The organism is Campylobacter concisus, assembly GCF_002912895.1.
GTDB classification, from domain to species: Bacteria; Campylobacterota; Campylobacteria; order Campylobacterales; family Campylobacteraceae; genus Campylobacter_A; species Campylobacter_A concisus_G.
In genome coordinates, this window is the sequence record NZ_POZX01000031.1 from 1 (window position 1) to 24,590 (window position 24,590).

The following is a 24,590-nucleotide window of genomic DNA, read 5'->3' on the forward strand; positions in this document are numbered from 1 at the left end:
ACTTTAAATACTATTGAATATTTAAAAATCGAAAGATCTCATAAGAGAGTATCCTATTAAAGGCAAGATACGTTCAAGCTCTCAAAAAAATTTAAAGACATTTAATAAGCCTTTAAAGACCCTTTAACCTATCTCATAATTTTCATAAAAAATCTCATTTTTCACCTTAATGTAAAAAACGAGAAACTTAACAATATTAATTCGATCTAAAGCTACTAGAAATTTTGTAAGTTTTGTCTATTGATTTATAGAAATAAAATACTCTTCGTTCTGGAGCTCCTCTATATTTTTGTAATCCATAAAAAGTTTTGGTAAATTTCTTATTATCCCTTTGTATCCTATACTGCTATATATTGCAGCATTTATTAATGTATTTAATTTTAAGTATATAAACATTACTTGTGTTATCTCGTCTTGATTTTTAAGAATGCTAGTTATAGATGCTTCACCGTGCAAAAGGTTATTTCTAAGCATAACACACTTTTTGTCTAACTTGTTTAATTCGATTTTATTTTTGTCAAACAATGATAACAACTTATCATTGTTTGGTAGATTAAATATATTGTCAATTCTGCCTAATATATTTTTCTTTTTTTCTTTTAAACTAGAATTATCTCCTATGAGTCGTTCTGCTTCTTTCTTGAGCTGCTTAATAAAATCTTCTTCATAAGTAGTTCTTTTTATTTCAGTTCTCTTATTGTCCGATTCATTTTTTTGCGTTAAAATTTCTAAAACCGTTGCAAGTAATCTCATTGAGTGGTAGCTTATAGATAGGGTATTTGCTGTCATTAGTGTATCTATCGCTTCTCTGAAATTTATATTGTCTAGCATTTTATCTACCAAATTTTCAAAATCTTTTTTGTTAAGTTTTTTATTTTTTTCGTTGATATCAACTTTTTTATTTGAGAAGCAATATTGATGCGGATTTTCTTCTATTGTGTAAAAGCTACTTTCATAAGTAGGAGAAAAACTACTTGTATATTTAAAATTTTTGTATTCCGAACATTTTAAATCATCGTCTTCAAAATAATAACCTCTATCCATCTGTATAAAGCCAGTAATGAAACCAATTGCAGATAATATAATCCTGCAATACTCATCAAACTCTTTGAAGGTGATTTTTTCCTCACAATCTATAATCAAGAAGTTACTAATATGATAAAAAAATGAAAACGTATATTTCTTTTTAATATTAAATTTTAAATAATCATTCAAACTACCGCAAAATCCATGTGTAAATATATCACTACCAAAATGATTAGATAAATTAAGATGTTTGTCAGCAGCATTTTCATAAGGTATCCATAGCTTATAGTAGCCTTCTCTTGTCTCACTAAAATCAACACTTGCAAATTCATATATGCTCCAATAATTAGAAAACCCATCTTGTCTTTTAAATAGTGATGATAGAATTTTTATCTTCATACCATTTATATCTAATTCCTCATCATCTATTTTTGCGGTTCTGAAATCACCATCGATGAACTCATTGTCTTTTTTTAGTAAAAATATGTTTCCATCTTTATAAAAATTATTTTTTTGTGCTTCTATAGCATTAATCAATTCTGTCTTTTTCATAAATTTCACTCCCTTTTTGTTTTTTTGCCTGGTTATATTATATAGTATTTGTTGCGCTTTTGTCATCAATACAAAATATTTTATTGGTTTTAAGAAGCTTGATTTAGTACTTCACCCCTCAAACTCCACCTCACATGTATAATCTTTGCTTGTCAGCCTATGTTCCACGCTTTTAATGCTAAATTCATTATTTTCTAGTCCAGCTATGCCTTTAAATTTAAGCTTTCCGCCTGCTACTATATTTGCGCCGGGCAAACTACACCTGCCGTTTATGCCGCCGCGCTGCAATTCGTTTAGCTTTGCTTCACCCATTTTAAAGGCTTCATTATCGCTCTTTGGTTGGGCTATTTGCATTTTATATGTTTGCTCTCCGCTACCTACCTTGATACTTTTGGTTTTACCAGCTTCGATGTCTTGCCACTCTACTATAACCGCCCCGTATGAGTTTCTGTTGGCTTCGGTTATCTCTAACGAGTAAAGCTCGGCTAAATTTAGAGTAAAAGCAGGTAGGCTTTCGTTTTTTGGAGTATTGCTCGTTTGCGTTTCGTCTCCTTTGGCGTCTTTGGAAGCTATAACGATGGTGTTATTTTTGACAGCCATGATAAAGCCGTAATCAAAGCACAACCCATACAAGAAATCTAGATCTCCCGCGTCGTTTTGCAAGACGGATGCGATATTTTGATCTTGTCCGGACGTTTTTACGGCGAGCTTATTTTCAGCGGCTATCTTCCTTGCTATTTCAAATACGGCGGTGTTCTCCCAGCTTCTGCGCTTTTTGATTTTTTGAGGGCTAGCGAAGTTTACGGCAGTGGCTCTTACTTCGGTGGTTTGGTTTTTATAATCCCTGCTAGCCGTTTGTACGCTAAACGAGCCGCAAAGATAAAGATCGTCCCCGTATCCTAGCCAAAGCTTTAGATTATCGCCGAATACGGGCTTGGCGTATATACCGCTAACGCCAAAGCTTATTTCGTCGCTTTTGCTTCCCTCTTTGTCGTCAAAGCTTAGGTCGATTAAATTTGCCCTGATTATCTCCGTAATATCTTTGCCGTTCGCTTCGAGTTTGAAATTCGGGTGTTTTACCATAATTTGGCCTGTTCTTTGGTTTTCTCTTTGATTTCGGGCAAAAATACCTTGTCGCCCGCTTTAAGCGTAGCGCCCAGCTTTGGATTTAGAGCTAGTACTTGCTCGAAAAATCTTAAATGTCCGTAATGGTTATAGGCGATAGTGTCGAGCCTATCGCCGTCTTTGGCTATGTAAATTTTAGTCATAATCTCTCCTGAGCTCCAAACTAAAACTCTGCGTAAAAAACGCTCCGTTTGGGGTAAATACGGCTTGCTTTTCGCTGATTTTAATAACCGCGAACCTGCCGAAATATTTGCCGTTTCCGTTGGTTAGCGCATAGCTTTGCCTACCGCGTGCCAGCTCGTAAAGCCTTTTTAACGCCGTCTGTTTGTCGCCGTTATAGGGCATGGTCTGGCCCTCTATACTCACGGTTTGGTTTCCGAGGTTTGCCGCAAATAAAGCCGGGTGATTTTGGATACGATCCTGCGAGCTTATGCCAAACTCGGTCTCTAAGGATATACCGCCTACTTGCTTCCAGTTAAATTTAAATCCGCCCAAATTTAAGACCATATCGCTACCTCTGCTCTCTTATTTCGGTGTTGGCGCTGTTAAATTCATCTCTTTTAAGTGCCTCTTTGACGCCTCTTGTTATTTGAGCTTTAAAGCTCTCTAAATCGAATTTACCGTTATTTGAATTAAGTAAAAAATCGCCGTTAAAGCTTATATTTATATTTGCCCCGCTTGCGGTAGCCGCTACTGTGGCGGCTTGCGGGGAGACGGGGTTAGACGCCGCGAATAAGGCCTCTTTGGCCTTATTCGGCGCGCTTTGAGGTTCTTCGTCGTTAAACCAAGAAAAAGGGTTATACCAAGCCGTTTCTTTGCCGTCTCCTATACCAAGAGCGTCTTTCGTCCAGCTCGTAGCCGCTCCCAAGGCGTCGCCGATAGAGCTAACGGTATCTACGACCCACTGAAATTTCTCGCTGATCCAATCAAAAAAGCCTCCGAATATAGATCTCCACCACTCTACGACCCCGTCAAATATCGAGCTAAAGAAATTTGAAGTAGCCTCCCAATAGGGTTTTACGCTCTCCCAGATGTTTTCAAAAAAGGCTTTTACTTTGTCCCAGTTTTCGACAACCCATGCCGCGCCCGCTCCGAGAGCTACTACCAGGGCTCCGATACCCGTAGAGATTAGGGCTAGGCGCATAATCTTCATACCGGCCGCGGCGGCTATAAAGCCGGCGCGTAAAAAAGCTAACCCTCTACCTAGTATCAAAGAGGCGCCCGCGGCGATTTTCGTAGCTCCGCTCCAAGCCGCGGTTAGTATTAACGCCGATTTTAGCCTAGCGCCTACTAATAGCATACTAAACGCATGGGCTTTCGCCGCGAGCGTCGCGCCCGCTAAACTAAACGCGTGAGCGCCCCACCTGGCCGCCGCTACCAAATTTAAAGGATTTAAAAATTTAAGTATTTTAACGACGCCCAAAAAGCCGTCCGCAACGCTTAAAAGCGCGATTTTACCGATAAGTAAAAGCGGCTTAAACATCATAAAGCCAGCAGCCGCGCTTACTATTACGGCGCTCGTCGTAGGGAATTTAGAGTTTAGCTCGCTAAGCATACCGGCTATCCCGCCCAGCGCCGAGGCAAGGAGGTTAGCAAGCGGTAAGAACGTCTCTCCAAGATTTGAGCCTAAATTTCTCCACGCCTGCGTCAATCTTTCTATGCCTGATTTCGTAGTATCTAGCTTGGTTTGAAGCTCTTTTTGCATAGATCCTATCGCTTCGTTAGAGCGGGCTAATCTCATGTTTTCTTTAAGGGCGTCTATGTTGGTGACGAGCCCTGCGATTTCGTCGTTAAAATTTCCGCCCACTAGATCGTATAAAAGCCCTGCTTGCTTATCCTTATCGGCTTTTGAAATCGCTTCTAAAAACGTAGTTATCGCTCCCGCGGCGTCTTTAGCCAGAGCCGCTTTTAGATACCCGGCGTCCATACCGATACTAGCTAACGCTTCTTGAAATGCTTTACCTTTTTTATCCGCCATCGATAGGGTCGAATAAAGCGCGTTTAAGCTAGTGCCTACGACCGACGTAGCCTTACCCGTGCTTAGCATGGTAGAGCTAATCGCGGCGGCGTCGGTCGCGCTTAACCCGATTAGACTCGCATTTGCGGCCGTTAGCGACGTGGCTTCGAATATCTCGTCCGCGTTTGCGTTGGTTACTTTGTTATCGAGCAAATTTACTCGGTCGAAAAAGTCGTTTAATCGGTCTAAATTATCCATTTTAAAACCGACTTTCATATTATTGGCCGCGCGAGACAAGGCGTCCGCGCTCATTTCAAACGCGACCGAGCCGGTAGCTAGCATCTTCGTATAGGCTACGAGTTCGTCCCCTTTTAAATTGATTTTACCGCCGCCTACGGCTATTTGAGCGATGTCGCCGAAGCTTTTTCCTAGCGAGGTACTTAACCCTCTCATACTATTTTTTAACGTAGTTAAATTTTCGTCCGTATCGTCTACGTATTTTTTCACGTTGGCAAACGCCGCTTCGTCGTCGATGGCTAGCTTAATAGGCAAACCGATAGCCGCAGAGTTCGCGATAGCGCCTAGATTTGAAGTAAGTTCGCTAAAAAGTTCTTTTCTTGCCGATTTTATTTGCGCCGATAGGTTGGAAAGCTTGGCGCTATCTAGGCTCGTAACGGCGTTTTTGGCCTGCGAAATTTTACTTTTTAAACCGTCGAATCCCTTTTTTAACTCCGAAATTTGACTTAACCCTTTAACGGCTAGACCTATACTAATACCGATTTGCGAGTTATCCATAATTTTCCTTTAATATGCTATAATCCGTGAAAAGGATTTAAAATGGCTTTTCTTATTCCGATTTTTATATTTTTATTTTTCTATGCCTCGCCGGTAGGGTTTTGGCAGACGTTAATCGCTTTGTTTTTCGGACTAGGTTTGTTAGGCGGCTTAATAGGCGGAGTCGGCGCCGTTTTAGACGCTCCTAGAATATTAAAAAAATCTAACTAACTCCGCTTTTAGCCTTTAAAATTCGCTCCGAGATTTTAACGAACTCGCTAAAATCTATTACGTCTAAATCTAAAATTTCGTTATAACCGAATCCTAAGGCGTAAGCCACCGACGCTATGGCCTCGTTATTTACGCCGATTTTTTCGCAGGCTGCAAAAAATCCTTAATCACCTCCTCGATCGCTTTAAAATCAAGCATATCTAGGTTTTCTACTTCGTCGCTTGACATATTAGCGCAGCTAACTACTAGCTTGATCGCTCTCTCGTCGTCGCTTTTTTCAAGTCCGGCTAGCTTCATAACTCTAACCGTAGGCGCGAAAATTTCTACTTCTTTGCCGTTAATAGGCAGCTTAATCGTCGTTTTTCTCATCGTATATCCTTTAAATTTCTCTATCTTATTCGCCCAAATTGCTTCTAACTTTCGCCATATAATCCACGCCCGAGATAAGACATATCATGTTTTCGACGTCCTTAACTACCATCGGCACGTTATCTATATTTATATCTAAGAAATGAGCCGCTAATTTTATGCTTACCTCTACCTCTTTACCGCTTTCGAATTCGCTTACGTCATAGCTTATAAAATCTCCCGTCGCCGCCATAGAAAAAGGAACGGGACTGCCTTTACCGCTCGTAAATACCGAAGCTTTAAACAAAAACGGCACTCTGTTCGAAAAGGCGTTAAGTCCGAGCGCTACGAACTGATTTTTATCTATTTTTGAAATTTTAAACTCAAGCTCGGTAGCTTTTAGCATACCGGTAGAATAATTTGCGCTTAGCGCTCCTTTGGCCTCTACCATTTCAAACTCCAAGGTCGGCACCTTTAAATTCTTGGTTACTCCGAGATATCCTTGACCGTTGATAAAAACGCTTGCTTCCTGGATGACCTGAGGAATTTGTCTTTTTACCATTTTTTACTCCTTATTTATTTAAATCGTTCATAAGCGTTTCGCCGTATTTATCGACATAGATAAAATCAAGCGTAAGCTGTTTTACGATAGGATTGTTTTGCATTCTGACGTCTAGGTAAAATTTGCCGTCCGTGATGTTTGCTAGCGTATTTTTCTCGCTCCAAGATAGCTCGTATCCCAGCAATACCTTTGCTCCTACAAGCCCTCTAAGCAGCTCGCTAACGCTTCTTTTAGCGTGATAGAGTTGATCGGCTTTTTTATCGATCGCAAACAGCACGCCTTTTTGGCAAGCCTGCGAAATACGGTCGAATACCCTTACTCTCGCGAGGTCTTTCCATATAGTATCCTGATCGCTAGTCTCTCCGCCCCAAGCCCTAAAGCCGCTTTCTCTAATGACGGTCGAAATTTTAGCCGATCTAAGCTCGTCCGCGGTGCACGTCTCGCCTAGCTCGAAATCTACGTCTATTTCCGTGCCTGAGACTCCTATCATAACCCTGTTTGAGTAGCTGTCGCTATATCCAAACTCGCTTGCGCCGTCCGTATGAGCTATCATTCCGGCTATTCTAGCGCTTTGCCCCTCATAGACGTAAGCGTTGGTTTCATCGTCCCAAACCTTGACGTTAGGATATGCCGCAACGAGCCTTCTAGTGCCGAAGTCGCCCATCTTTACTATCGCCGCGGCCGCGTCCTGGGCTTTTAGATCTACGATGCCGGTCGCTTTTAGTCTGGTGGCCACTTTTTCTATCTCGCCTTTTACGGCGTCTTCGTTGCTAAATCCCGGCGCTATTATTAAATTCGGGTTATACCCGAAGCGAGATTTTGCTTTGGTTAGCTCTGATATAGCATTTTTGCACCCCGTGATCTCGTCGTTCGTATCGCTATCGTCGTCTTTGGTAAATACGCTTAATATTATTTGCGTATTTACCGCCTGATCTTCGATGCCCTTTAACGCCCTATAAATCGAGCCTTTTTTAAAGGCTTGGCTAGCGTTCTTTTTCGCCTTGTATTTTGCCTCTAACGCTTCAAGCGCCTTTGCCGTCGTCATGAAAAAATGCAGGCCGTTTTCTAGGACCTCCTCATATCCCGCAATTCCTATGGGCGTAACGCTTTCTACGCTGATAGGTCTTGCGGCCTCGGCTGAAATGGTTACGTTTACTCCGAACTTTGCTGCCATACTATCTCCTTTTAAAATTTATTGATGTTTGAAATTCTTTATCGGGCGTCTTCGACTCCCCTAAACGGATGAAACGCCCAAACGGTTTTAAGTACCTTTTTATCCTCGCCCTCGGTATATTCGTGCCAGTTTGAGGCGTTCGCCCCGGCTATGTCCATGAGTTTCCAGCCGACATAGATTCTCGCGTAAAAGCGTTTGCTCCATCTGATCGTGCGGTAATAACCGAAGCGCTCGCGTCCGTCTTTGAGTCTGCACTCTACCTTGCACCACGAGCTTACCGCGCCGCCGTTTGACGCGACGGACGGATCTCCGTCGGTTTTGATAGAGGCGGGGTCTATTTGGCTTGTTTTGACGCCGAGGTATTTGACGCAAAAATAGCCGATGCGGTTTCTTAAAAGCCAGCAAAGCCTAGCCCAGTACGTGCGGTTTTTAGGGGGCGGGAAGTGATCCCGTCTCCATCCGCCGTCGCCGTTTATAGCCGCGTTTTGCCCGTCGTAATAGTCGTTTGCGTCCTCGAACCATCTGGCCCATTTCGGCAGACGATCGTCGCTAGGCTTCGTAAAAGCTAGAGCTATGGGCACTACTACGAAAGAGGCTATCTCAAGCGGAAGCTCGATAGCGATATTTTTTGAAATTTGTAAAATTTCTTTGTTATTTAGCGCTCTCACTTGTTTTCTCCTTTTGCGTTTTTTCTTGCTTTGATTCGTTTTCTTCCGTTTGATACTTTGGGCTAGCCGGGCAGCCGCTCCAAGGACAATCGCCTTTTTTGTCTAGTTTGCTTGAGCAAATTTCGCAGCGTTTAGCTTTCTTTTTCATCTATTCTCCTTTTCTAGGGCTTGTTTTTGAGCTAGAAGCTCTTTGTATTCCTCGCGAAGCTCCGGAAGGGCGCTATCGTTTCCGATGAGTATCGCATGGCGAATGTAGCTTTCGGTTTCTTTGATTTGCTCTTCGAGCTCGGCTAGTTCGCGCGTCTTTTCGTCTATCTTCGGCTGAACGTATATCATCTTGCCGTCTTTGATAGTATTTGCGCCTATCGCTAGCGCTTCTAGCCACTCGTCGTCGCTGATTTTTATGTTCGGCTTCGGGATAGCCTCATGAATTTCATCGTCGTAGAACCCTATTATCTTATTAGTCTCTCTTTTAAAATATGCGTATTTCATCTTTTCTCCTTTCTACCAGCCTATCGCGATAAAACTACCTGGGTAGCCGGCTATTACCTTATAAACGTTCGTTACCTTGGTCGCGTAATAAAATTTCTCTTTGCTAATAGGGTAAGCAAATGAGTTATCGGCGGAATCGCCTTGCGCGTCCGCGTTGCCGGCTACCACCGTGAAGCATGCTCTTGGAAATGCGATAGGAAAGTTCTTCTCTCCCTCACCCGTTACATTTCCCCATTGAATAATAAGGCCGTTGTCGAGCGTTACGTATCCGCTCTGGCTAAAAGATGCGGCTAGTTGCGGCTTTACCGCCTCTTTTAGCTTGTTTAGCGACATAAACCTAAACGGAGTCGGATTGTCGGTAATCGCCGGTTGTCCCGCTCTAAAACATATCTCGCTATTGCCGTCTACGAACTCGTCTTGCGTTTTCATTTTCATGTGGAAGTGATTTGCTATGACGTATCCGTCGACCATTTGATTTTGCGTGAATCTATTGTATTCGTTTAATTTCGCATACTTAGCGTCGCTCTCGCTTTTTGCGTAACACTCGCCTCTATACGTCACCCCTGCGTTTACCGCCTCTTTCAATTTGCTTAGCGACATAAACCTAAATGCCCTTGGATTGTCGGTAATTACGGGCTGGCTTTCCCTGAAACATATCTCGCTATTGCCGTCTACGAACTCGTCTTGCGTTTTCATTTTCATGTGGAAGTGATTTGCTATGACGTATCCGTCGACCATTTGATTTTGCGTGAATCTGTTGTCTTTGTATAGCTTTGCGCTAGCGTCCGATTTTAGCGCCTCTATCTCGCTTTTGAGGTAGCCGGTGCGGTTTGCTAGCTGAATAGCTTGCTTGTTGCTTATGCCGTCCGCGCCGCCGACTACCGGGTCGGTTGTTTCTAACTGATAAATTCCGCTTTCCCAAGCGACGATTTCTTTTAAATTTGCCATTAATACACTCCGTAATTGTAAGTTTTATCGTAGTTTGCCGCACCGTCGTATCTTAGCGCGGTCGTTCTAGCCTCTACCGCTACTAATACGCACCTAGCGGGCGCAGCGGCGATCGCGGCCTCTTTTAGTTTTTGCGCTTTTGCGCGGTCGGTTAGCCCGCTAGTTATGATGCTATATTCCGCCCAGTGGCTATTGCTGCCGTAAAAGCGCGAACCGTCGAATTTAAAAGCTCCGTTATATCTTTGGCTTAAATTTCCTTCAACGATAAGTGCGTCTTTATCGTATGCGCTCACGGCTTTTTTTACGGCATAAAAAGTACCGCTATAAAAATGTATCTCGAAGGCGTTTTTTATAAGCTCTCTGGCTGCCGCTTCGCCGAGTCCGTCTATATCCACGTCGTAGCTTTGGGCCAGTATAGGCAAAAGAGAAACCGGGCAAGAGCCCGCTAATATGTTTATCGCTCCCAAATCCAGATTATCAAGCCTTGCTCCGAACAGCTCGTCAAATTTTTTATCAAATTTGCTTTTGTGGTTTGGCAGCAAGTTCATAACTCGGCCTTTTTGTAGCTTAGAGAAAAGCTTACTTTTATAAAGCTATCTTCTCCTACTTTGGTATCCGCGCTCGGAGTTATTAGCCTCGCTCTATATACACCGCTTCTATGAAGAGTGGAGTAGACGTAGCTTAAATTTAGATCTTCGCCGATAGAAAGAGAGGTTTTTGAGGCCTTGATTTCTTTATCTATACTATCTTGCAAAAACATATCGGTAAGTTCCAGCTCGGCCCTAACCTCTATATTTTTTATCGTAGCGTTTTCTACTATAACCGTATCTGTTAGCGGGCGAACCTTTTCGCCGCTTAGATAGTCCGCTACGCTTTGTCTGGTTTCTTCGCTCATATCGCTAGTTTTTAGGTATACCTTTACTATGCCGGGTCCCCCGTTTAGCACGCTGGCTTCTTCTACCTTTGCGTTTGCCGAAAGGGCGTGATATATATAGGCTTTTTTGCTTCCCGCGGTGCTAAATCTTTCAAGAGAAAGCACGGCTCTTTCTTTTAGCCTTTCGTCGCTTTCTACCTCCGCGCCGCCCCCAAACTCGCTTAGTTGTTTTGCTTTTAATACGAAAGGAAGCGGTGTTTGGATATATTCGCACTTTGCTTTGCTAGTTTTTGTAAACTCATCTAAAATGATCACTCCAACAGCTTTTAGCTCATTTGCTCTTATTACAACTTCACTTTTTAAGCTAGCTATTTCACCATTTTCGCTGCGTAAAATTAGCCCTTTTGGTAAATATGTATCGCTGCTTCTTGGCATAGAGAGTGTAAATTCACTCTGCGCGGTTGGCTTCTCTCCTTTTAGTCTCTCTATGCCATAAATCGCTACTATGTTATCAAGGTCATCTCCAGTAGAAAGTGGTAGCAACATAGCCTTAACGCTATCATTTATCCTGGCTCGCAAGAGTAACTCTCTATATGCTAGTGTTTCAAGTAAGGCCGAGTAGTTGTCGCTTTCAAGTAGTGAAATTTCATCATCAGTTAAATGCTCTTTAAAAAGGTTTTTAACATTATTTAAAATTTCATCATATTTAAGTACCTCAATAACGTTTGGATATGGAAGTTGCTTTAAATTCATGCTCTTACCTCTATCTCATCGCCACTCATAAGCACTACTTTAAAGCTAAGCTTATGATCTTTTAGGCCTATAAGACGAACTTCATCGATCTTTACTCTCTTTTCCCACTTCTCAACCGCTTCTATCACAAAGCACGCCAGATCAGCACGAAATTCATCATCCACCTTGCGATCTATTAGCTCATAAATTCTGCTGCCATACTCAGGTAGCATCACCCTTGAGCCAAGCGGAGTTAGGAGTATGTCTTTGATAGAGTTTTCTATATCAATGAGATATTTCATCACTAATCCCTCGCAAGTCCGTTATTTGTATGATCGCTTAGGTTGCCACGTCCATCACGTACGCTACCACCAAAGCTTGCGTTACCACCTGCTGTGATTGAGCCAGTGATTTTTACATCTCCGTTTATCTCAAAACTACCGCTATCACCACCAACTCCAGCTGTATTTATCGCCCCTTGTATCAAAGTGTTGCCAAGTAGCTTGATTTTTGGACTTTTTATAGTGGTATCGCTAGCTTCTACCATCACATTCTTAGCCTTTACATTTGCGTTATCGCAAGTTATGTTTATAAGCTTTGGAGATGAAATTTCAAGGCAAGAGCTAGAGCTGTCATAGCTCATCTTTATGCCATCTTCAAAACTTATATGTATTTTCTTATCGGTTGCATCAGTTTTATGTGAACTTTGATAAAGCCCACGAAGCACCACGCCTGAGTTTAACTCATCATGCACAGGTAACACTAGCACTTGTTCTCCTACACGTATTGGTGAAAAGCTCACTGCATAAGAGTTGGCATGTGCTTGAAATACTGGCAAAAAATCAGTTACCATCGAACCAATGGCAACTTTTGCACGGTCATCTCTTACTTCACTAATAATTCCAACTTCAATCATTTATGTGCTCGCTAAATTTTTTATTTCTTGGCGTTCTTGTGTACTTTACGCTATGCTTGATCTCTCTTACATCATCATGTATTTCATTGAGCTTCTCTTTGTTTATGGCAAAATTTGCTGCTAAGATATCGCTTAGTTTTTCAGTGGCGCTGCTTTGTTTATTTATCGCTTCACTATTTTTATTCACCACATCGATCATCAAATCAGTGTTTTTGCTCGTGTATCTGCTAAGCAGCCAAAAGATCACCACGAAGCCTATAAAACCAAAAATCGCCATAAAAACGATAAATTCATTTAACCCCCATGATCCAGCTAAATTTATTAGTCCTGCTGTCTCTCTTATCTCGTCACTAAAATTTAAGCTACTATTTTCCATCTTCTTCCTTTATTCCAAGGCATTGTTTTAGTTTTTTTTCGCAATCGCGGTAATAGATGGCGATTTGTTTATCCATCTCAAACGTGCCGTCGTTTTTCGGTTTTACGGGTATCTTTGCATTGCATTTTACGGGTACGTATTTTTCTTGATAAATGATATGCGGCTCGCTCGTTTGAGGTTTGGTCGCACAACCCGCAAAGATCAAAACAAACACGCAAAAAATCAAAATCCTAATCACGAAATAGCTCCTTATATGCGGCTAGTTCCGCCTTGCAGCTTTTATCTTTGACGTAGATATTCTTTATTCTCTCGGCCTCTTTTGACACAGTATCGTCGATCTTTACCGCAGCAGCCTTTATAGCTTCGTTTTGCAAAGAAAGAGATACATTGCAGGCGTTTAGATTGTTTTTGGCCGTAGTGTAGTCCTTGGTTAACCGTTCGTTTTTCTCTTTTGCGCTTTCAAGGTCTTTAAGCAAAACCGAATTTTCGCTTTTGAGTTTTGAATTTTCCAAAAACAAATTTACGCAAGCAAAACCAAAAAGCGCGGCTAAGGCAAAGCCTACAATAGGAAGTTTAGTTATTAAAAAGCCCATCAAACACCCTTATTTATGATTTCTACGGTTAGCGGCTTATTTTTGGCTTGCTCCATAAAGGTTTCAAGCGTCTTTTTGCTATCGTAAATCCCTCTTTCATCCGCTTTCGCGCCTATCAAAACGCAGCCTAGCGTATCTTTGGGGTAGTTTCCCGCGTGAATGAGTATACGGCGGTTTTTGCTTACCTTTTCGTTAAAAAGCGTCGCTAGAACCCGTCCGAAGCGCGGACTATACTCCCACGCCGTCTCGTATACTCCTTGTGGCACGCGTAGATCTCGCCCCGGCGTTACACAGTCTTCGCCCGCGGGTTCAAGGGTGTAGCCTGAAAGTAGCGGTTTTTCGTCCGCTTCGCACAGTTCAAACTTTCCTATCGTACCGTCACTTATATTTTTAAAGCGCGTTATTGTTAACTTCACAATAAGCCTCCTAGTACCTTTTTTGCTCTGTTTGGAGTTTGTTTCGCCCAAAGAGAATTCATGCCACTTTGATAGGCGGCTTCGTATTCGCCCATTCTTATATGATGCATCGTAGTTACGAATTTCTTCACTTTTGAAACGCCTAGCTGATAGGCCATTTCTATCACTACTTCTTGGACGTTTTGCGGTTTTTCCTTTAACCAATCAAATGTCGCAAATACCGCGGCGATTAGTTTTTTAAGTTTGAGTTCTAAAATTTTATCGGCCGTCTCTTTGCTCATGGGTTCGTATTTGCCGCCGTTTAGCGCTAGCTCGTCGGGCGTAAGCGCGGCCAGCAAAAAGCCGTAGCCCACGGTTGCTCTTCCCAGGCTATCCTCGTAGCGATGGTCTTTAAGGCCCTCGTTTTCTTTGATTTTTTCTATTAAGGTCATTGCATTCTCCAAACTTTTGCCGCAATATTACGCCATACCCGCCTCAAAAATCTATCACGATTTTTTATCAAAAAACTTTGTCAAAGTTCTGTAATAGATTTTCGGCCCAAAACAGCCCATAATTCGCACAAAAAATAATCAAAGGCGCTAAATGCTGGAAGAATTTGAAAAAGAACTTATAAATACGATTAAAGAAGCGACCGAACCTAAAAACTCGGTAGTTAGGGCGTATCTGGGCGAGTTTAACAATAAAGAAGAGATGGAGCTGTTGATAAAAGGCGGCGAGAGCTTCGTATTCGTAGAGTTCGTGGATGAAAAATACGAAAACGTAGTAGAGCGAAGCGCGACATATAATATCCATATACTAGCTTGCACTTCAAACAAAAATCAAAACTACCGACAAGCCAATAAATTTAAAGCCTATGCTCTATGCGAGGCGATAGATGAAAGACTAAGAAACTCGAATTTATGTAACGAGTTTAGGATAGAGCCCCAAAGCGCTAAGGCGTCGCTAAACGATATTACCGACTACGGCTACGTCTACGTGCTCACTAGGCAGATACGAACACAACTTTTAGAAAAGGACGAATTCTTATGCTCATAACGAAAGACTTAATCGCGCTAAAGGACGATAAAGAAGGAGTTTTAAGCGAAATTTGCTTGGCCGTAACCGGCGTTTGGCAAGGACACGCTGGAGGAACGTTTAGTATAGATGCCGCCGATATCGAAAAGATGAAACTAAATTTCGACAAACGCAGCCTAGATATAGTGATCGACTACGAGCACCAAACTTTAAGTGGAGAGATAGCGCCTGCCGCGGGCTGGATAAAAGAGCTTTTTATAAAAGACGGCGCGCTTTACGGGCGCGTAAGTTGGACGACTAAAGCAAAAGAATTTATCAAAAACGGCGAATATAAATATCTTAGCCCAGTTTACGACTTTATGGGGGTAGATGAAAAAACCGGAGCTTGGCAGGGGTGCACGTTGCACTCGGCGGCGCTAACTAATAAGCCATTTCTTGACGAGCTGGGCGAAGTAAGAGCAAATAAAAATTTTACAAAGGAGACAAACATGGATGATGCAAAAAATCCAAAAGGCGAGCCGCAGGCTCAGGTTGCTACGCAAAACAGCGCGAACTATGAGGCTCAGATAGTCGAGCTTAAAAATCAGCTTGATGCCTCTAAACAAGAGGTCGCTACGCTAAAAGAGCAACTAGCTCAAAGCGCGGTAGACACAGCCATTATCGCAAATAAGCTGCAAGAAAGTCAAAAGCAGTGGGCACTCAGTTACGCAAAAGCCGATTTAAACGGCTTTAATGAGTTTTTAAAAGGCGTTATACCGACGCAACAAAAAACGAGCGCGCCCGGTAACGATATGTTTGCCAACAAAAGCCAATCTGACGTAGAAATAGACGTCGTTAAATTTGCATTAGGAGGAGAATAAAATGCCTAACGAACAAAAAAAGCCAAAGACCATCGGAGATGTGGTCGTAAACAAGGTGCTCGGCGTTAACGCCAAAGTAGAGACCACAAAAGCCCTAGAATGCGGAGCCGTGCTATTTAGCATTAACGGCGGCGAGAGTTTTGCGGCCGTAACTAGCGACAACCAAACTACAACCATCGCAAACGCCCAGGCGGTATTTGGCGTGCTTTGTGACAACGTAGAGACCACCAAAGAAGCGGATGTATTAGTACTTGGCGAGGTAATACTAGAAGGCGCCGCTGCGGAGCTAAAAACCGCACTATTCAAACAAAAAATTATAGTGAGATAAGGAGATAAAAATGGATGAACTTTTAAAAAAATTTACGGTCGAGGCTATGACTGAGATCATAAATCAGACTAAGGCCGATCAAAGTTTTATAACGGATACATTTTTCAAAAAATGGACTCCGACGCTTTCCAATACCCATAACATCATCATAGAAAAAGGCGCAGGCGTGATCCTTGAAAGCGTTAGCGAAAACGGAGAGCACTTGGTGACGAAAAATCCCGACCAAACCATTATTTCCGTGCCACTTCCTCGCTTCCCGCAGTACGATACGCTTCCAGCCAGCGAGATGAATTTGTTAAAAACGCTCAATACTCAAAGCGAGCAGCTTAAATCATTGTCTGCGGCTATCGGCAAAAAACTAGCTAGCCAAAAGAGCAATATCGCCAATACGGTAGAGTATATGGCCATAGGCGCTATTTTCGGTAAGGTAATGGACGGCAAAGGAAAGGTATTGTTTGAGCTTAGCGCAAATAGAAAAGAGATAACCATCACGAATGCGACTAAGTTATTGGATTTGTTAAGCGATATCGAGGCCGCTCAAAAAGAGGTGTTAGGTATTGCAAAGCCGTATATCGCGCTAGTAACCAGAGAGCTTTTTGGCGAGTTGCTTAAACTAGCCGAAGCCCAGGAGCTTCTAAAGCTAAAATCCTGCGAAGTTGTCGATAGCAATGGAGTTTTAACTCTTAAACTTTTCGGCAAGACCTTTATGCCGTATGATGCCTCGTACAAAAACACAAAAGGCAAAGATACAAGCTACATGAGCGGCAAAAAAGGCATAGTAGTTCCTTTAATGGACGACATCTTCGAGGTAGTTTATACGAGAGCCAATCACACGTCTGCCATCGGCAAAGCTCCGACTAAATTCTTTGCTGCAGCTCCCGAGGTGCTTGACAAAGGTATGGGCTGGGGCATAGTTAGCGAAAGCAGACCGCTTCCGATCTGCAATAGGCTTGACGCGATCATCGAGCTAAAAATGTAATTTAAAAGGGCTTAGAGCCCTTTTAAATTAAAAACGACCAAATATACTAAAAAAATATTTTAAACGTTTTAACGCGCCTTTAACGCTCGTTAAAAGGCTTAAAATATTTGGAGATAAGATGGATATAACTAATGATGATTTGCTAAAAGAGGTTTCTGTTAGAGAGTTGCTTGAACTTAGCGATTTTGAAGGAAGCGGCGCCATTAATCAAGGCGTCATAGACGATAGCGTAAACAATGCCTTGGCTTATATCTCCTCTTTCATCAAACTTCCGCAAAACCCTACGCCGCTATTAAAAGACATCGGCGTAAATTTGACTATTATCGAGCTAAAAAAGCGAAACAACTTCCCCAAAGAGGCGCTAAATGAACAAATAGCAAAGCTAGACGCTTTACTTTTAAAAATGGCTAGCAAAAAGCTTCCCGTTACGTTAGAAGACGACAGCGCGCCCAAGCTCGGCATAAGAGCGTTTAGGCACAGCGAGAAAAAAATGGACTTAAAGGATTTAAATGGCTGAAAAACCGAATATCAGAGAGCTAGCAAAAGAGCTATATTTAAAAGGCTTCAGCCTTGAGCGCATAGCTGAAATTTTAAACAAGACCGTAAAAACCATAAAAAACTACAAATCTCAAAACGGCGACTGGGACGAACTAAAAGCCGTAAGCTATCTAAATAAAAGCAGCGAAGATAAGCAAAATATCTATCAAAACTTTATCGAAGAGATGCGCCTAGCCGTAAAAGATATAAGAGAGAGCGAACTGCCTGCGGGCAAAAAGGCCGAGGCGCTTTCAAAGATAGGCGACAGCTTCGTTAAGATGACCAAAGTTGCAAGCTACGAAAATCCGGCGGCGTACCGCTTAAGTATCGCCAAAAAGGTCATTATGCTGGTAGTCGATAAATTTAAAGACGACGAGAACAAAGAGTGTATCAAAAAACTCGTAGAGCTCATCGAGAGCGAAAAATTCGTCAAAGCTATCGAAGAGCTCGACGTTTAGGATGATGTATGCTTTTTTCAAGAGATGAGCTAGATGGCTTCCTAGAATACAGTAGAGAAACGCACAAGCAAGCTGGCGCCGTAGAGCCCGAGCTTAGTAAGCTCACGCGCAAAGACTTTTACGGCTGGCTTGAGGAGCTTAGCGGTGAGCTAAAAGAGCAGATACATCTAAATAGTCCTCTATCTCCCAAAGATAGGGCCGCAAGAGTAAAACGCGCCGAGCACGATTTTATGTTTTTTGCAAGGACTTATTTCCCACACTATTTTAGCATTAGCAGCTCTTGCGCGCTTCACGAAGATCTAGCGCAGATTTTTGAAGCTATGACGCAAAACGCAAGCGGAGACAAATACGCCCGCGCCGCGCCGCGCGGTCATGCAAAGACCACGTACTGCTCACAGCTTCTTCCGCTTTGGTGTATTTGTTTTGGCAAGAAGCGATTCATAGTCGAAATTTCAGATGCTGTGGAGCTCGTTGAGGGGTGTCTTGAAGCCATCAAGGCCGAGCTTGAGGACAACGCAAATTTAAAAATGGACTTCCCACACGTTTGCGGCGCAAGCAAAAATTGGAAGATAGGCGAGTTCGTATCCAAAAACGGAGTCAAGCTTAAGGCGTTTGGCTCTGGCAAAAGACTGCGCGGCGTAAAATTCGGCGTTTATCGCCCCGATCTAGTAGTCCTAGACGACCTAGAAAACGACACCAACGTGCGCAGTAAAGAGCAACGCGACAAGCTCGAGGAGTGGCTAGACGAAGCGGTTTTAAATTTGGGCAGCGTAGACGGAAGTCTGGACGTGCTTTATATCGGCACCGTACTTCACGCAGATAGCGTTTTAGCTAGGAAGCTCAAGCTTAAATTTTGGAATGCCAAAAAGTACCAAAGCATCATAAATTACCCAAAACGTATGGATCTGTGGGAGAGATGGAGCGAGCTTTACAAAAACGTCTCAAAAGAGGCTAGCGAAACGTTTTATTTAAAAAACAAAGCCATTATGGACGACGGGGCGCGGGTGCTTTGGGAGGATGCGCTACCGATTTTAAAACTCATGCAAAAGCGCGCCGAAAACTTGAAATCTTTTAACAAAGAGCAGCAAAACGATCCTAGAAGCGAGGCTCAAATTTTCACCAAAGAGAGTATGCATTTTTACCGCGAGCTTCCGAGGTGCGATTACTTCGTGATGTATATCGACCCCGCAGGAGAAAAGAAAAAGAGCGACTACACGGCTATAACGGTACTAGGAGTAAGCACGGCAGAAGCCAAGATCTACGTAGCAGAAAGCATAGTAGAGGTTATGAAGACCAAAAAGACCATCAAAGAGATCATTAGGCTTAATCAGCTCTATAAATGCCGCGTTTGTGCGATAGAGAGCAACGGCGGGCAGGAGTTTTTTAGAGGCTGGATCAGAGAAAAGGCCTTTGAAATAGGCGTTAAACTACCTTTAAAGGGCGTGAATAATACCGCAAGCAAAGGACAAAGGATAGAGGAGCTTGAAGTTCCTATAGAGGACGGCGAAATACTCTTCCATCAAAGCCAAAGCCTGCTTATAGAACAGCTTACGGAGTATCCCGAAGCCAAGCACGACGACGCGCCTGATAGCTTAGCGGGTGCATACGACCTAACAAAACTAAAAAAGAAAGTAAAGAGGCGCACTAGATGATATTTGACAAATTATTTAAAAATAAATCCGAGCAGCCGCAGCGCAAGAAAGCAGCTCTCATTCCCCAAAACGGTACCCTGATAGATTTGCTGATAAATACGGGAGTTTCCAGCATTGGCGACGACGATATGGATATGATACTAGCCGATCTTACTGTTACGCAGTGCGACGTGAGCCGCAAGTCCGTGACCGAGAAAAAAGAGATCCAAATCGTTTGCGACGATGAAAAAATTAAGGATGAATTTAAAAAGATTTTTAATCCCGACGTAGTCAGCCAAATTTTAGAGACCTATCTTTACGGATTAAACGTATTTGAGATTAACTACAAAGAAAAAGAAGGTCTTGTATACCCAAGACTAGTGCAGCGCGATTTTAGGCAGTTTAAATTTAACGATGCGGGCGAGTTCACATTTAATGCGAACGGAAGCGAGCGAAGTATTCCGCCTTTAAAAGTTATATACGCATTAAACAGAGCGAATTTTAGAAAGGTATACGGAGACGGGCTGCTTAAAAAGCTGTATTTCCCAGTCAAGATGAAAAACGCCAGTTTAAAGTTTTGGTTTAGGTTTTTAGAAAAATTCGGATCGCCCTGGGCGATAGCAAAAACTAGCTACGAGCCCGACGAAATGGCTGCGGAAGTGCAAGCTATGCTTAGCGGCGATAGCGCGGTCATAGACACAGACGAGGAGATCACGCTGGTACAGCCTACCTCAAACGTAGATTTTACGAGACTTCCCGCATACCTCGACAATCAAATCAGCAAGGCTATTTTAGGCGCAAATTTAGCCAGTGACGTAAAAGAAGGCAGCTATGCCGCGGCAAAGACACATAATGAAATCAGAGAGGATTTGGCCGCAAACGATGCTAAAATTTTAATCTTCGTGATGAACAAAGCCATAAGCTTTTTTAAGGAGATAAACGGCTATAACGGCGAGCTTTACGCCAAACTATTCGACGAAGACGCTCCTAATACTGAGCGCGCTGCAAGAGACAAGACGCTATACGATATGGGCTTTGCTCCGACCAAAAAATATATAACCTCGACTTACAATATTGAGATCGACGAAAATGCCGGGGTGCAAGAGAAAAATTTAAAAGCCAATAAAGCGAATTTAGCAGCTTTAAAAGGCTCTTTAAAGGCTTTAGATAGATTTGATAAAGCCACGGACGAGATGGATATAGAAGACGGCGAGATAGAAGCGGCCTTAAACAAACTAATCGCAAGCAGCGAGACTTACGAAGAGGCTTTCGATAAGCTTTACGAGCTTTACGATCTACCATTTGAAAAGCTTGAGCCCTTGATGTTTAAAGCCGTAGCCAATGCGCAGATGTTGGGATATCTAGATGAAATTTAGTTTTTTCGAGGAGCCTACGGCGGTTTATGAATACTTAAAGAGCAAAAAGCCAGAAGCACACTTTGATTACGACGAGATCATTCACGACGCCCATAAAAAGGCTTTTACGATAGCCAAGATGACAAATTTAGACCTTTTAAAAGATATGCAAAGTTCGCTTACAAAAGCTTTTAAAGACGGCATTGGGTTTGACGAGTGGAAAAATAGTGTAAAGCCTATGCTGGCAAAGAAAGGTTGGCTGGGAAATATCAAAGTAAAAGACCCAAAGACTGGCGAAGAAAAAGAAATTTACGTAGGCAATAGAAGATTAAGAACTATATTTAACACCAATATGAGAACGGCCTATGCCAAGGCTAGGTATGAAAGTCAGATGCAAAGCCTGGGCGAATACTTCCGCTATACTGCAGTGCTTGATAGCAGAACAAGAGAAGCTCATAGAAAGCTTCACGGTAAGACATTACCTAAAACTGATAAATTTTGGGATACCAACTATCCGCCAAATGGCTGGGGATGTCGCTGCAAGATACAGGTGCTTACAGAGGCCGAATGCGTAGCTAGAGGTATCGTGCCACTTGCAGATGGCTCTTTTTTACCTCAAGCTGCAGAAAAAGATTTTAGATACAACCCAGGTAAAGTTGATAAGACAGACGAAATTTTAAAAGATAAGCAAAATAAGGCCTTGGACGCCATTACTTCAACTCTTGCAAAGAAAAATTTAAAACAATCCCTAGATAGCTTCGAGCACGAGCGAGACATTTACGTTTGGCAAAAAAGCTTAGACGACATGGTAGGCGCCGTAGTCGGCGGTAAAATCATCAAGGATAAAATTTACCAGGTGGCTCAAGTAGGGGAGTTAAAGCAAAGTATCAAGAAAAATCTAAAAATAATCGACGTAGAGCCCAAAGCATCCAGTATAGCCGTTTATCAAAACACCATCTCGCACATAACGAGAGATAGCAAGCCGAAGGGGAAAGAGCCCAATATCGATGAAATAAAAGCCGTAGTAGGCGTTTTTGATGAAGCTAAACGCGTATTTTACGATAAAAAGGACAATGTTTTACTATATTTTTATAATAGCCTACAAAAAGATAACATGGTAAATTACGCCGTCATCCGCCTAGACTATACGCTTAAAAAATTTAAAACCGATAATTTTATAGCGACTATTACGAGGATACCCGTAGAAAATTATAAAGCTATTTTGAAAGATAAAAAAAGATACATAAGGATAAAGTAGATAAGGCCGGGCATCGAACCCAAGTCATATACAGCTTGCTTTTGCAACTGGAACCCTGCCAAATCTGGGCCATCTCTTATCTACTTCGTGTAATTATACCACATTTTAAGGGGACAAACGCAATGATAGAAGTTAAAGGCCTAGAAGAGCTGCAAACTAAGTTAGAATCTCTGCAAAATATCGACAAAAAAACCAAGCCGCTAATGCAAACGCTAGGCAACATCTTACAAAACGAAATAGAAGCTAGTTTTGAGAACGAGAGCAGTCCGTTCGGACAAAAATGGCAGGCCTTGAAACCTAGTACGATTAGGCAAAAACAAAAACTAGGAAAGTCATCTAATATTTTAAGATCGGACGGAAATTTGGCGGATAAATGGATAGTTAAAGCAGACAATAAAAAAGCCACGGTATCTAATAATACGAATAAAAACGGCTTTGCTTACGGGTTAGTTCATCAATTCGGCACCAATAAGGCGGGACAAAGTAAAAACGTAAGAATCGCGGCTCGCCCGTTCTTGCCGGTAGATAAAAGTGGACATTTGCCAAATAGGACGAAGCAGGCTATCGAAGATGCAACGATAGAATTTATGGTAGAGAAGTTGAAATAAAAAAACTAAGCTGTAGCTTAGTTTTTTGTCGATGAAGTTGCTGGTGTTTGTATAACATCAAGGATAGTTACTTCTGTTATTTTGTTATATTCCTTTACAGTTCTTATCCTTAATTTTATGCTATCCCCACGCTCAATAGCCATAGCTAGCCTTATGCGATCATCAGCACTTATTAGATTTGCACTTACTTGTCGTATAGTGCCATGCACGCTCATTTTGAATTTTCTATCACCTCCGAGAGTTTTTTCGTAACCTAGTATTACAAATTCATCAATAGTATCTTGAGTCGTTGTAGTGTCTATGATTTCTCTGAAATTATAATCCTGCTTGTTTGAATTTGTGATCACCTGTTCTTGGGCATTAAATTTGGCACTCTCATCGTCTTTTAAGATGCTAGCGGTAGTTATTTTTGGCGCATTAACAGCTTTTTGCATATCTTGATTTGACGCCAATCTTGCTATTATTTGGCGATTTTCTCTCTCAGCTTCTGTATTATTTATATCTCTAAGGTATGAAATATATGTTGCAAATGAAGCACCCAACAATATAGCAATTATTATTGCAACAAGAACTTGTTTTTTATCTTTGCTTTCCATGTTTTTCATTGCCTCTAACATATTTTTAACAAAATCACCAATCAAATCCAAGCTACCTCTTTCGAGTTTAAATTTGATTAATTGATTTTTGTCTATGTCTTTAATGTCAAAATCTTTCTCTAAAATAGAGACGATTTTATAAAAACTATCTTGATATGATAATACAATTTTTGCTATATCAGCATTGATATAGTTTATATCATAATCGCTAAATCTACCACCACTTAATTTTATAGTATGTGTTATATTACCAACATTTCTAATTTCTACATTTTCACCATTAAACAACATTTGTTCTAATTGCATTATATCATCGATAGTATTTATATCCACCAATATTCCTTTGATAGCCAAGGCTGAAGTCAATTTGTTATTTTACCAAAAATCACATTAAATCATCAACTTATGCTACTTCTTATGGCTATATTAAAACAAACTAGGCTCTCTTAACTCTTTGGTTATGGCACAAACGCTGTTATAGCTTAGGTTATGTTTTGCGGCGATCTCGCGAATGACGGCCGGGCTTGGTTTGCCTAGCTTAATACCTTCTTCGTATTCTTTGAGTATATCGTAATTCCTAAACGTACCTTTGTAGCTGGGTACGTAGATATTGGCTCCGCCGTATTCTTTGATGATGTCGGCCATGTTTTCGCTCTCTTTGACGCGGTTGTAAAACTCGGCGAATAGATCAAAGCTATTTATCATTTGTATTTGTCTTTCATTTGAATAAGGGCTTGCACGACGTCGGCAGCATCAGTCCTTGACAAAAATTTAAGATGCAAAGGCCTGATTTTAACTATCCTAAAAATGAACTCTCTTAGAGCCATACCCGTTTTTACGTTGGCTATCTCTTCCCAGATACCGGCAATAGTTTCAAGTTGTTTTTTAGTGGCGTATAGGCTTCCTTTAGCGGGCATTAGATCTTCGCCGGCTACAAAAGAATGATTAGACGTTTTGTGTGCTTTGGTTTTGCGGATTGCTTTGGTTTTTCGCGCAGGTCTTTTAAAATTTGCGCCTTTATAGGGTTTATAACCCACGACTTCTAGCACGATTCTGAGCTCCTCTATACTTAGCTCTTTTAGACTATCTTTGCCGAATTGCGCTTGTAAATACACCTTCCTGCACTCGTCGTCCACGAAATAGTTGTGCTTTAACGTTTGTATCATCTTGATATAGTACTTTTTAAGCTCGCTCGTATTCAT

The 24,590-nt window shown here is 41.9% G+C and carries 35 protein-coding genes; 11 read left to right on the forward strand and 24 right to left on the reverse strand.

Annotation, left to right across the window (positions count from 1 at the left end; translation table 11 throughout):
• Positions 1-237: 237 nt before the first annotated feature.
• The 5 genes from CYP51_RS03315 to CYP51_RS03335 all read right to left on the reverse strand — a co-directional run bounded on the left by CYP51_RS03315 (position 238) and on the right by CYP51_RS03335 (position 5,455).
• The gene (locus tag CYP51_RS03315) at positions 238-1,578 is read right to left on the reverse strand and encodes a hypothetical protein (protein WP_103624372.1); all 1,341 of its coding nucleotides are present in this window, start codon (positions 1,576-1,578) and stop codon (positions 238-240) included.
• Between the two features lie 111 nt (positions 1,579-1,689).
• A complete protein-coding gene (locus CYP51_RS03320; RefSeq protein ID WP_103624373.1) occupies positions 1,690-2,661 on the reverse strand; it encodes a phage late control D family protein in 972 nt (323 codons plus the stop codon).
• Positions 2,655-2,846, reverse strand: coding sequence for a tail protein X (locus tag CYP51_RS03325; protein ID WP_103624374.1), 192 nt, complete (start codon positions 2,844-2,846; stop codon positions 2,655-2,657). Before CYP51_RS03325 ends, CYP51_RS03320 begins: the two co-directional genes overlap by 7 nt.
• Positions 2,839-3,210, reverse strand: coding sequence for a phage tail protein (locus CYP51_RS03330; RefSeq protein ID WP_103624375.1), 372 nt, complete (start codon positions 3,208-3,210; stop codon positions 2,839-2,841). The genes CYP51_RS03325 and CYP51_RS03330 overlap by 8 nt, the downstream gene beginning before the upstream one ends.
• A 4-nt stretch (positions 3,211-3,214) precedes the next feature.
• Positions 3,215-5,455, reverse strand: coding sequence for a phage tail tape measure protein (locus CYP51_RS03335; protein WP_103624376.1), 2,241 nt, complete (start codon positions 5,453-5,455; stop codon positions 3,215-3,217).
• Between the two features lie 42 nt (positions 5,456-5,497).
• Here CYP51_RS03335 and CYP51_RS09770 point away from each other — a divergent pair, with 42 nt between their 5' ends.
• On the forward strand, positions 5,498-5,665 hold the full coding sequence (locus tag CYP51_RS09770) for a hypothetical protein (protein ID WP_180997731.1): 168 nt from the start codon (positions 5,498-5,500) through the stop codon (positions 5,663-5,665).
• Between the two features lie 129 nt (positions 5,666-5,794).
• Here CYP51_RS09770 and CYP51_RS03340 read toward each other — a convergent pair whose 3' ends face one another.
• Genes CYP51_RS03340 through CYP51_RS03410 form a run of 16 tightly spaced genes read right to left on the reverse strand, consistent with a single transcriptional unit; the run spans position 5,795 to position 14,195 of the window.
• Positions 5,795-6,034: a phage tail assembly protein gene (locus CYP51_RS03340; RefSeq protein ID WP_103624377.1), complete on the reverse strand. Its 240-nt coding sequence runs from the start codon at positions 6,032-6,034 to the stop codon at positions 5,795-5,797.
• A gap of 25 nt (positions 6,035-6,059) precedes the next feature.
• Positions 6,060-6,575, reverse strand: a complete 516-nt coding sequence (locus tag CYP51_RS03345; protein ID WP_103624378.1) for a phage major tail tube protein — start codon at positions 6,573-6,575, stop codon at positions 6,060-6,062.
• Positions 6,576-6,585: 10 nt separating this feature from the next.
• On the reverse strand, positions 6,586-7,749 hold the full coding sequence (locus CYP51_RS03350; RefSeq protein WP_103624379.1) for a phage tail sheath family protein: 1,164 nt from the start codon (positions 7,747-7,749) through the stop codon (positions 6,586-6,588).
• 38 nt (positions 7,750-7,787) lie between these two features.
• Positions 7,788-8,417, reverse strand: a complete 630-nt coding sequence (locus CYP51_RS03355; protein ID WP_103624380.1) for a DUF7338 family protein — start codon at positions 8,415-8,417, stop codon at positions 7,788-7,790.
• Entirely contained in the window at positions 8,401-8,565 is a 165-nt protein-coding gene (locus CYP51_RS09775) for a hypothetical protein (RefSeq protein WP_180997732.1), read from the reverse strand. The genes CYP51_RS03355 and CYP51_RS09775 overlap by 17 nt, the downstream gene beginning before the upstream one ends.
• Positions 8,562-8,909: a hypothetical protein gene (locus CYP51_RS09780; RefSeq protein WP_103624381.1), complete on the reverse strand. Its 348-nt coding sequence runs from the start codon at positions 8,907-8,909 to the stop codon at positions 8,562-8,564. The genes CYP51_RS09775 and CYP51_RS09780 overlap by 4 nt, the downstream gene beginning before the upstream one ends.
• A 12-nt stretch (positions 8,910-8,921) precedes the next feature.
• Positions 8,922-9,857, reverse strand: a complete 936-nt coding sequence (locus tag CYP51_RS09785; protein WP_180997733.1) for a gp53-like domain-containing protein — start codon at positions 9,855-9,857, stop codon at positions 8,922-8,924.
• Positions 9,857-10,405, reverse strand: coding sequence for a phage tail protein (locus CYP51_RS03370; RefSeq protein WP_103624382.1), 549 nt, complete (start codon positions 10,403-10,405; stop codon positions 9,857-9,859). Before CYP51_RS03370 ends, CYP51_RS09785 begins: the two co-directional genes overlap by 1 nt.
• Positions 10,402-11,484 carry a baseplate assembly protein gene (locus CYP51_RS03375; RefSeq protein WP_103624383.1) on the reverse strand — a complete coding sequence of 361 codons (1,083 nt, stop codon included), beginning with the start codon at positions 11,482-11,484 and terminating at the stop codon, positions 10,402-10,404. The genes CYP51_RS03370 and CYP51_RS03375 overlap by 4 nt, the downstream gene beginning before the upstream one ends.
• Positions 11,481-11,765 (reverse strand): GPW/gp25 family protein, encoded by a 285-nt coding sequence (locus tag CYP51_RS03380; protein WP_021090248.1) that lies wholly within the window; start codon positions 11,763-11,765, stop codon positions 11,481-11,483. The genes CYP51_RS03375 and CYP51_RS03380 overlap by 4 nt, the downstream gene beginning before the upstream one ends.
• Before the next feature lie 2 nt (positions 11,766-11,767).
• Positions 11,768-12,379 (reverse strand): phage baseplate assembly protein V, encoded by a 612-nt coding sequence (locus tag CYP51_RS03385; RefSeq protein WP_103624384.1) that lies wholly within the window; start codon positions 12,377-12,379, stop codon positions 11,768-11,770.
• A complete protein-coding gene (locus tag CYP51_RS03390) occupies positions 12,372-12,755 on the reverse strand; it encodes a hypothetical protein (RefSeq protein WP_103624385.1) in 384 nt (127 codons plus the stop codon). Before CYP51_RS03390 ends, CYP51_RS03385 begins: the two co-directional genes overlap by 8 nt.
• Positions 12,745-12,993, reverse strand: coding sequence for a hypothetical protein (locus tag CYP51_RS03395; RefSeq protein WP_103624386.1), 249 nt, complete (start codon positions 12,991-12,993; stop codon positions 12,745-12,747). Before CYP51_RS03395 ends, CYP51_RS03390 begins: the two co-directional genes overlap by 11 nt.
• Positions 12,986-13,348: a hypothetical protein gene (locus tag CYP51_RS03400; RefSeq protein ID WP_103624387.1), complete on the reverse strand. Its 363-nt coding sequence runs from the start codon at positions 13,346-13,348 to the stop codon at positions 12,986-12,988. Before CYP51_RS03400 ends, CYP51_RS03395 begins: the two co-directional genes overlap by 8 nt.
• Complete coding sequence (locus CYP51_RS03405; RefSeq protein ID WP_103624388.1) at positions 13,348-13,764, reverse strand: DUF5675 family protein; 417 nt, start codon at positions 13,762-13,764, stop codon at positions 13,348-13,350. Before CYP51_RS03405 ends, CYP51_RS03400 begins: the two co-directional genes overlap by 1 nt.
• Positions 13,761-14,195 (reverse strand): glycoside hydrolase family protein, encoded by a 435-nt coding sequence (locus CYP51_RS03410; RefSeq protein ID WP_103624389.1) that lies wholly within the window; start codon positions 14,193-14,195, stop codon positions 13,761-13,763. Before CYP51_RS03410 ends, CYP51_RS03405 begins: the two co-directional genes overlap by 4 nt.
• 151 nt (positions 14,196-14,346) lie before the next feature.
• Between CYP51_RS03410 and CYP51_RS03415 the strand changes: the two genes are divergently transcribed.
• From CYP51_RS03415 to CYP51_RS03460, 10 genes are all read left to right on the forward strand, one after another.
• On the forward strand, positions 14,347-14,799 hold the full coding sequence (locus CYP51_RS03415; RefSeq protein ID WP_103624390.1) for a hypothetical protein: 453 nt from the start codon (positions 14,347-14,349) through the stop codon (positions 14,797-14,799).
• Positions 14,790-15,638 (forward strand): phage protease, encoded by an 849-nt coding sequence (locus CYP51_RS03420; protein WP_103624391.1) that lies wholly within the window; start codon positions 14,790-14,792, stop codon positions 15,636-15,638. Before CYP51_RS03415 ends, CYP51_RS03420 begins: the two co-directional genes overlap by 10 nt.
• 1 nt (position 15,639) lies before the next feature.
• Positions 15,640-15,966: a hypothetical protein gene (locus tag CYP51_RS03425; protein WP_103624392.1), complete on the forward strand. Its 327-nt coding sequence runs from the start codon at positions 15,640-15,642 to the stop codon at positions 15,964-15,966.
• A 10-nt stretch (positions 15,967-15,976) separates the two neighbouring features.
• Positions 15,977-16,945 carry a major capsid protein gene (locus tag CYP51_RS03430; RefSeq protein ID WP_103579136.1) on the forward strand — a complete coding sequence of 323 codons (969 nt, stop codon included), beginning with the start codon at positions 15,977-15,979 and terminating at the stop codon, positions 16,943-16,945.
• A gap of 118 nt (positions 16,946-17,063) precedes the next feature.
• Complete coding sequence (locus CYP51_RS03435; protein WP_258032780.1) at positions 17,064-17,462, forward strand: phage protein Gp36 family protein; 399 nt, start codon at positions 17,064-17,066, stop codon at positions 17,460-17,462.
• Entirely contained in the window at positions 17,455-17,940 is a 486-nt protein-coding gene (locus CYP51_RS03440; protein ID WP_103624394.1) for a DUF1804 family protein, read from the forward strand. The genes CYP51_RS03435 and CYP51_RS03440 overlap by 8 nt, the downstream gene beginning before the upstream one ends.
• 8 nt (positions 17,941-17,948) lie before the next feature.
• The gene (gene terL / locus CYP51_RS03445) at positions 17,949-19,592 is read left to right on the forward strand and encodes a phage terminase large subunit (protein ID WP_103624395.1); all 1,644 of its coding nucleotides are present in this window, start codon (positions 17,949-17,951) and stop codon (positions 19,590-19,592) included.
• Complete coding sequence (locus CYP51_RS03450; protein WP_103624396.1) at positions 19,589-20,947, forward strand: phage portal protein family protein; 1,359 nt, start codon at positions 19,589-19,591, stop codon at positions 20,945-20,947. Before terL ends, CYP51_RS03450 begins: the two co-directional genes overlap by 4 nt.
• Entirely contained in the window at positions 20,937-22,184 is a 1,248-nt protein-coding gene (locus CYP51_RS03455; RefSeq protein ID WP_103624397.1) for a phage head morphogenesis protein, read from the forward strand. The genes CYP51_RS03450 and CYP51_RS03455 overlap by 11 nt, the downstream gene beginning before the upstream one ends.
• Positions 22,185-22,306: 122 nt before the next feature.
• Complete coding sequence (locus CYP51_RS03460) at positions 22,307-22,792, forward strand: phage virion morphogenesis protein (protein ID WP_103624398.1); 486 nt, start codon at positions 22,307-22,309, stop codon at positions 22,790-22,792.
• Positions 22,793-22,809: 17 nt separating this feature from the next.
• On the opposite strand, the gene CYP51_RS03465 is transcribed toward CYP51_RS03460, so the two are convergent.
• From CYP51_RS03465 to CYP51_RS03475, 3 genes are all read right to left on the reverse strand, one after another.
• The gene (locus CYP51_RS03465; protein ID WP_103559470.1) at positions 22,810-23,721 is read right to left on the reverse strand and encodes a hypothetical protein; all 912 of its coding nucleotides are present in this window, start codon (positions 23,719-23,721) and stop codon (positions 22,810-22,812) included.
• 93 nt (positions 23,722-23,814) lie between these two features.
• Positions 23,815-24,093, reverse strand: coding sequence for a hypothetical protein (locus tag CYP51_RS03470; RefSeq protein ID WP_103559471.1), 279 nt, complete (start codon positions 24,091-24,093; stop codon positions 23,815-23,817).
• The gene (locus tag CYP51_RS03475) at positions 24,090-24,590 is read right to left on the reverse strand and encodes a phage protein GemA/Gp16 family protein (protein WP_103624399.1); all 501 of its coding nucleotides are present in this window, start codon (positions 24,588-24,590) and stop codon (positions 24,090-24,092) included. Before CYP51_RS03475 ends, CYP51_RS03470 begins: the two co-directional genes overlap by 4 nt.